The 6,958-nt window shown below is 68.5% G+C and carries 8 protein-coding genes; 6 read left to right on the top strand and 2 right to left on the bottom strand.

Going from position 1 to position 6,958, the window contains the following annotated elements:
* Positions 1-432 precede the first annotated feature (432 nt).
* Positions 433-1,164, top strand: a complete 732-nt coding sequence (locus ABDW35_RS28420) for a YopT-type cysteine protease domain-containing protein (protein ID WP_343717219.1) — start codon at positions 433-435, stop codon at positions 1,162-1,164.
* Positions 1,165-1,232: 68 nt separating this feature from the next.
* Positions 1,233-1,625: a nuclear transport factor 2 family protein gene (locus ABDW35_RS28415; protein ID WP_343717218.1), complete on the top strand. Its 393-nt coding sequence runs from the start codon at positions 1,233-1,235 to the stop codon at positions 1,623-1,625.
* Here ABDW35_RS28415 and ABDW35_RS28410 read toward each other — a convergent pair.
* Positions 1,607-2,680, bottom strand: a complete 1,074-nt coding sequence (locus ABDW35_RS28410; protein ID WP_343717217.1) for a histidinol-phosphate transaminase — start codon at positions 2,678-2,680, stop codon at positions 1,607-1,609. The two genes, ABDW35_RS28415 and ABDW35_RS28410, sit on opposite strands and share 19 nt — an antisense overlap.
* Positions 2,681-2,709: 29 nt before the next feature.
* Positions 2,710-3,126 carry a GFA family protein gene (locus ABDW35_RS28405; RefSeq protein WP_343717216.1) on the bottom strand — a complete coding sequence of 139 codons (417 nt, stop codon included), beginning with the start codon at positions 3,124-3,126 and terminating at the stop codon, positions 2,710-2,712.
* Positions 3,127-3,195: 69 nt separating this feature from the next.
* Between ABDW35_RS28405 and ABDW35_RS28400 the strand changes: the two genes are divergently transcribed.
* From ABDW35_RS28400 to kdpB, 4 genes are all read left to right on the top strand, one after another.
* Positions 3,196-3,348: a hypothetical protein gene (locus tag ABDW35_RS28400; protein ID WP_343717215.1), complete on the top strand. Its 153-nt coding sequence runs from the start codon at positions 3,196-3,198 to the stop codon at positions 3,346-3,348.
* An 8-nt stretch (positions 3,349-3,356) separates the two neighbouring features.
* Positions 3,357-3,446 carry a K(+)-transporting ATPase subunit F gene (kdpF, locus tag ABDW35_RS28395; protein ID WP_343717214.1) on the top strand — a complete coding sequence of 30 codons (90 nt, stop codon included), beginning with the start codon at positions 3,357-3,359 and terminating at the stop codon, positions 3,444-3,446.
* A gap of 7 nt (positions 3,447-3,453) precedes the next feature.
* Positions 3,454-5,163, top strand: coding sequence for a potassium-transporting ATPase subunit KdpA (gene kdpA / locus ABDW35_RS28390; protein ID WP_343717213.1), 1,710 nt, complete (start codon positions 3,454-3,456; stop codon positions 5,161-5,163).
* A gap of 14 nt (positions 5,164-5,177) precedes the next feature.
* Positions 5,178-6,958: potassium-transporting ATPase subunit KdpB (gene kdpB, locus ABDW35_RS28385; protein ID WP_343717212.1), on the top strand; the 1,781-nt coding region annotated here is incomplete at its 3' end.

The raw sequence follows: 6,958 nt of genomic DNA, 5'->3' as shown, positions 1-6,958 counted from the left end.
GGCGTTTGATAATTGCCGGCATCTCGAGCATCAGTTTTGCCGCGCTGTCGGCATCTTTGATGCTGGCGCGCAGAGAGTCGTCCAGTTCACCGCCGCTGACGGGATGGGCAGCTAGGGCGGGATGAGCCAGATCGGGTCATGCCGATGGGTCGTGAGTTGTTGCCTCTCCCGTTTGCGGGACCTTTTTGGAATTCCCCGGATCGTCCCGGACGCTCGCGACGAAAGCAAAAGAGTCCCCCCTCCCCCCCGATCTCCGCCGGGGCATGATCTGCCGAGGCCGCCCGGATCCTACAACCGTAACGCTCGCGGCCGGGCCGGAAACCGTCATGCAACGCGGCTGCCGCAGGATCACGCCTTCATCCTGGGACCGGGGGCAGGGTGGGCCGGACAATTGCATGACGGTGGTACGCCGAACGCGCCCCGGCTTCGATCATGTTCACCGTCGACGAGGCGATATCCATGGCTGCCGGAAAATTCCACGACCTGCAGAAGCACGCGACGAAGATCATCAAGTTCAAGCAGAGCTCCGTCGCCAAATCCGACGAGGCGTTCTTCGCGAACATTCAGTCATCTCTCGACAACGGACAGTTCAACTACGGCTTCGGCTCATGCCTCGGCGTGGCGGTGCTGTTCCTCAAGGATTTCCTGGAACACTCCAGCAACCTGATCGATCTGGGCGCGACCGACTGGTCTCGGTTCGAGCGCGGCCACGGCAGCAGTTCGAACAGCGATCGCAACCGGAAGATCTTCGCCAACGCGATCAGCATGCAGAACGACTATCTTGCGGCGAAGGGCGGGGGCAAGGACCAGATCACGGCGATGGTCAAGGCGGTCAACAGCGTCGGCCTCAAGCAATCGGGTCTCGCCCCCAACAGGGGCAGCGGCACCTTCGAGGCGGAGGCCATCTCCCTGGTCGGGGCCATCGACAACTCCAAGGCCATCCTGATCGGATATTACTTCACGAAGCCGACCGGAACGGGCGGCCACGCCGTCGCGATCGGCAAGTACATGTCGGATGTCTATTTTTTCGATCCGAACATCGGCGGCTATTCCATGCCGGAAGGCAACTTCAAGGATTTTGTCGCGGAATACAAATCTCTCCTGAAATCGAAGGGCAGCTGGGACGTCGGGGGCAATTTCGATTTCATCCTGGTGGAGAAATAGGCGGCCGTCGACCTCCGGCGCCCGCCGGGGCATTATCCCCGCGATCGCTTCCCTCTGCCGGACGCCGCATGATGACCCAGGCCGCCGACCACGCCATCCGCCAGCGGCGCGAGGCCTTCAACCGGGCCCTGGCCAGGGCGGACCTCAAGGCCATCGGCCCGCTGCTGGCCCAGGATGTCGTCCTGGTCACGGGCACCGACAGCGCCGTCCTCTCCGGCCGCAAGGCCCAGTTGGCGGCATGGGAGGCCGAATTTGCCGCCTCCCTGCGCACGATCTACATCCGCACCCCCGACACCATCCAGCTCTCGCCGGTCGAGCCGATCGCGCTGGAGCATGGGCGCTGGCAGGGTGTCGCCGCCGCCGGCGGCCTGCCGTTGGCTTCGGGCACCTACACCGCCAAATGGCGCAGGGCCGGCACCGATTGGGTGATCGAGGCCGAGATCTACCTCACGCTCGCCTGACCGGTCAGCTCGCCCAGGGCCGCCACCAGCCGGTCGCATTCGGCGTCCGTGCCGATGCTGATGCGCAGATGGTCCTGGATCCGCGGCCGGGCGAAGCGGCGCACCAGGATGGCGCGGGCCCGCAGCCCGGCGGCCAGCGCCTCGCCCGGGATCGTCGGGTGGCGCGCGAACAGGAAGTTCGCGGCCGAGGGCAGCACCTCGAACCCCAGGCCGCGCAAGGCGCCGGCCAGCCGCTCCCGGCTGGCGACCACCCGGTCGCGCTGCGTCTCGAACCACGCCCGGTCCTCCCAGGCCGCGACCGCGCCGGCCAGGGCCAGCCGGTCGGTGGGGTAGGAGTTGAAGCTGTCGCGCACCCGCTCCAGCGCCTCGATCAGCGGCCGCTGGCCGACGGCGAAGCCGACCCGCAGCCCGGCCAGGCTGCGCGACTTCGAGAAGGTCTGCACCACCAGCAGGTTCGGGTGCCGGGCGACCAGCGGCACCGCGCTCTCCGCCCCGAAATCGACATAGGCCTCGTCGATCACCACCGGCTGGTCCGGGTGGTCGCGCAGCAGCGCCTCGATTCCGTCCAGCGGCAAGGCGTGGCCGGTCGGGGCGTTCGGGTTGGGCAGGATGATGGCGCCGCAGGGCTGCCGGAAATCGGTGACGCGGACCTGCAGCGCCTCATCGACCGGCACCGCCCGGTGCTCGATGCCGTACAGGCCGCACCAGGTCGGATAGAAGCTGTAGGTGACGTCCGGGAACAGCAGCGGCCCGTCATGCTTCAGCAGCCCGGCGAAGGCGTGGGCCAGCACCTCGTCCGACCCGTTGCCGACGAACACTTGGTCGGCGCCGATGCCGTGGGTGGCGGCGATGGCTTGGCGCAGCTGCGACGCGGTCGGGTCGGGGTACAGGCGCAGCCCGTCCGCCGCGGCGTCGCGGATCGCCGCCAGCGCGCGCGGGGAGGGGCCGTAGGGGTTCTCGTTGGTGTTCAGCTTCACCAGGCCGGGCACCGCCGGCTGCTCCCCCGCCACATAGGGGGTCAGGGTGCCGACGATCGGGCTCCAGAACCGGCTCATTCCGCTCTCCATCATCCTGTCCGTCCGCCTCAGGCCCCGCCGGCCCCGGGCGGCATGCCCTCGAATTCCGGCAGCCCGCCGGCGATATGGTCCCAAGGCTGGCGGCTGCGGATGTTGATCGCGGCGTCCGGCCGGATCACCGACGGGTCGTCCAGCGACCCGGCATAGAGCGTCGCCATCTCCGGGTCCATCTCGGCGGTGCCGAACAGCTGGCTGCCGCAGGCCGGGCAGAAATGGCGCAGCGCCTGCAGCCCGCTGCCGCCGGTATGGGCATAGGCGCGAGCCTCGCCGTGCACGGTCATGGCGTCGCGCGGCACGCCGACATAGGTGGAGTGCCCGGCGCCGCTGGACCGCTGGCACGACCGGCAATGGCAATGTCCGGTATAGACGGGATCGGCCGCCACCTCGTAGCGCACCGCCCCGCACAGGCATCCGCCCGTCATCATCGCTCGTCTCCCGATTCCGGCCCCCTGCCGCCGCCAGCATAGCCCCGCGGAAATCCGGATCGAATTTTTATGCGCCCGGGGTGTCTGATCCGCGCCGATCACACGATTCCGCAGTTGTGCCTGCGGGAAGGAGACTTCGTGCTCGACGTCCTGATGCTTGCCCTGGGCGCGGCGTTCTTCGCCGTCGGCCTGGGCTATGTGCTGCTGTGCGACCGGCTCTAGAGGAAGCGATGACCTTCGATCTCGTCCTCGGCGGCGTCGTATCCGCGCTCCTGCTCGGCTACCTCGTCTACGCCCTCGTTCGCCCCGAGAAATTCTGAGACAGCCATGACCCTCAACGGCTGGATCCAGATCGCCATCTACTGCGCGATCGTGGCCCTCATCACGCGTCCGCTCGGCGGCTACATGACCCGGGTCTTTGCCGGCGAGCGCACCTTCCTCTCCCCCATCCTCCGCCCGGTCGAGCGCGTGCTCTACGCCGCCGCCGGCGTGCGCGAGGACCGCGAGCAGCACTGGACCGGCTACGCCTTCGCCATGCTGCTGTTCAGCGTGGCGGGCTTCGTCCTGCTCTACGCGCTGCAGCGCTTCCAGGACGTGCTGCCGCTGAATCCGGCCGGCATGTCGGCGGTGCCCGAGGGCCTCGCCTTCAACACCGCGGTCAGCTTCGTCACCAACACCAACTGGCAGTCCTATGGCGGCGAAAGCACCATGGGCTACCTGGTGCAGATGGCCGGGCTGACGGTGCAGAACTTCGCCTCGGCCGCGACCGGCATCGCGCTGGCCATCGCGCTGGTGCGCGGCTTCGCCCGGCGCTCGGCCCAGACCATCGGCAATTTCTGGGTCGACCTGACCCGGGCCGTGCTCTACGTGCTGCTGCCGATCTGCGTCGTCGCCACGATCTTCTTCGTCTGGCAAGGCGTGCCGCAGACCCTCGGCACCTATGTCGACGCCACCACGCTGGAGGGCGCGCACCAGACCATCGCCCAGGGGCCGGTGGCCTCGCAGCTGGCGATCAAGATGCTGGGCACCAATGGCGGCGGCTTCTTCAACGCCAATTCGGCGCATCCCTACGAGAACCCGACCGCGCTGTCGAACCTGGTGCAGATGGTGCTGATCTTCGCGATCGGCGCCGCGCTGACCAACGTCTTCGGCCGCATGGTCGGCAACGAGAAGCAGGGCTGGGCGATCCTCAGCGCCATGGGCGTGCTGTTCCTGGTCGGCGTCTTCATCGCCTATTGGCAGGAAGCCGGCGGCGGGCATCTGCTGGCCTCGCTCGGCGTCGACACCACCCTCGGCAACATGGAGGGCAAGGAGGTCCGCTTCGGCGAGGCGCTGTCGGCCCTGTTCGCCGTGGTCACCACCGCGGCGTCCTGCGGCGCGATCATCGCCCAGCATGACAGCCTGACCGCGCTCGGCGGCATGATTCCGCTGATCAACATGATGCTGGGCGAGGTGGTGATCGGCGGCGTCGGCGCCGGCCTGTACGGCATGCTGCTGTTCGTCATCGAGGCGATCTTCGTCGCCGGGCTGATGGTCGGCCGCACGCCGGAATATGTCGGCAAGAAGATCGAGGCCAAGGAGGTCAAGATGACCATGCTGGCCCTGCTGATCCTGCCGGCGTCGATGCTCGGCTTCACCGCCCTGGCATTGTCGACCCAGGCGGGCCTGGCCGGCATCCTCAACCCGGGGCCGCACGGCTTCACCGAGGTGCTGTACGCCTACACCTCCGGCACGGCGAACAACGGCTCGGCCTTCGGCGGCCTGACCGCGACCTCGCTGTTCTACACCGTGACCCTCGGCTTCGCGATGCTGATCGGCCGCTTCCTGATGATCGTGCCGATGCTGGCCGTCGCCGGGTCGCTCGCCGCCAAGCGCAGCCTGCCGCCGTCCTCCGGCACCTTCCCGACCACCGGGCCGCTCTTCGTCGGCCTCTTGATCGGCGTCGTGCTGATCATGGGCGGCCTGACCTTCTTCCCGGCCCTGGCGCTGGGTCCGATCGTGGACCAGCTCGCCTCTTCCGCCGGCACCCTGTTCTGATCGGAACTTCGGTCATGAAGACTTCCAACACCCCGGCATCTCTCTTTGATGCCAAGATCATGGGCCCGGCCGCGTTCGATGCGATCCGCAAGCTCGACCCGCGCGTGATGTGGCGCAGCCCGGTGATGTTCGTGGTCGAGACCGTTGCGGCCCTGACCACGGTCCTGCTGCTGCGCGACCTCGCCACCGGCGCGGCCGGCATCGGCTTCACCATCCAGATCGTGCTCTGGCTCTGGTTCACCGTGCTGTTCGCGAACTTCGCCGAGGCGGTGGCCGAGGGCCGCGGCAAGGCGCAGGCCGAAAGCCTGCGCCGCACCCGGACCGACACGGTGGCCAAGCGGCTGCGCGACGCCGCCGGCCGCGACACCGAGCCGGTGCCGGCGCTCTCCCTGCGCCAGGGCGACCTGGTGCTGGTCGAGGCCGGCGACCTGATCCCGTCGGACGGCGAGGTGATCGAGGGCATCGCCTCGGTCGACGAAAGCGCGATCACCGGCGAATCCGCCCCGGTGATCCGGGAGTCCGGCGGCGACCGGTCGGCCGTCACCGGCGGCACCCGGGTGCTGTCCGACTGGGTCAAGGTGCGCATCACCGCGGCCCAGGGCTCGACCTTCCTCGACCGCATGATCTCGCTGGTCGAGGGCGCGCAGCGGCAGAAGACGCCGAACGAGATCGCGCTGAACATCCTACTGGCCGGGCTGACGATCATCTTCGTCTTCGCCACGGTCACCATTCCCAGCTTCGCCGCCTATGCCGGCGGGTCGATCTCGGTGGTGGTGCTGGTGGCGCTGTTCGTCACCCTGATCCCGACCACGATCGGCGCGCTGCTGTCCGCCATCGGCATCGCCGGCATGGACCGGCTGGTGCGCTTCAACGTGCTGGCCATGTCCGGCCGCGCGGTCGAGGCGGCAGGCGACGTCGACACGCTGCTCCTGGACAAGACCGGCACCATCACTCTGGGCAACCGCCTGGCCACCGAGTTCGTGCCGCTGCCCGGCGTCACCGACGCCGAGCTGGCGGATGCCGCCCAGCTCTCCTCGCTCAGCGACGAGACGCCGGAAGGCCGTTCGGTCGTGGTGCTGGCGAAGGAGAAGTACGGGCTGCGCGCCCGCGAGGTCGGCCGCATGCACGCTCAGTTCGTGCCCTTCACGGCGCAGACGCGGATGAGCGGCGTGGATGTCGAGGGCTCGGTCATCCGCAAGGGCGCCGTCGACGCGGTCATCGCCCATGTCCGCGAGATGGCCGGCAACCCGCGGCTGGCCATGCCGAAGGAGCTGGAGCAGATCACCGAGCGCATCGCCAAGGCCGGCGGCACGCCGCTGGCGGTGGCGAAGGACGGCAAGCCGCTCGGCGTCATCCACCTGAAGGACGTGGTCAAGGGCGGCATCCGCGAGCGCTTCGCCGAGCTGCGGCGGATGGGCATCCGCACCGTCATGATCACCGGCGACAACCCGCTGACCGCCGCGGCGATCGCGGCCGAGGCGGGGGTCGATGACTTCCTGGCCCAGGCGACGCCGGAGGCCAAGCTGGCCCTGATCCGCGAGGAGCAGGGCAAGGGCCGCCTCGTTGCCATGTGCGGCGACGGCACCAACGACGCGCCGGCACTCGCACAAGCAGACGTCGGCGTGGCGATGCAGACCGGCACGGTGGCGGCGCGCGAGGCCGGCAACATGGTCGACCTCGACAGCGACCCGACCAAGCTGATCGAGGTGGTGGGCATCGGCAAGCAGCTGCTGATCACCCGCGGCGCCCTGACCACCTTCTCGATTGCCAACGACGTGGCCAAGTACTTCGCCAT

Source organism: Inquilinus sp. (assembly GCF_039594555.1).
Lineage (GTDB): Bacteria > Pseudomonadota > Alphaproteobacteria > DSM-16000 > Inquilinaceae > Inquilinus.
This window is presented reverse-complemented; position numbering and strand designations above follow the sequence as displayed.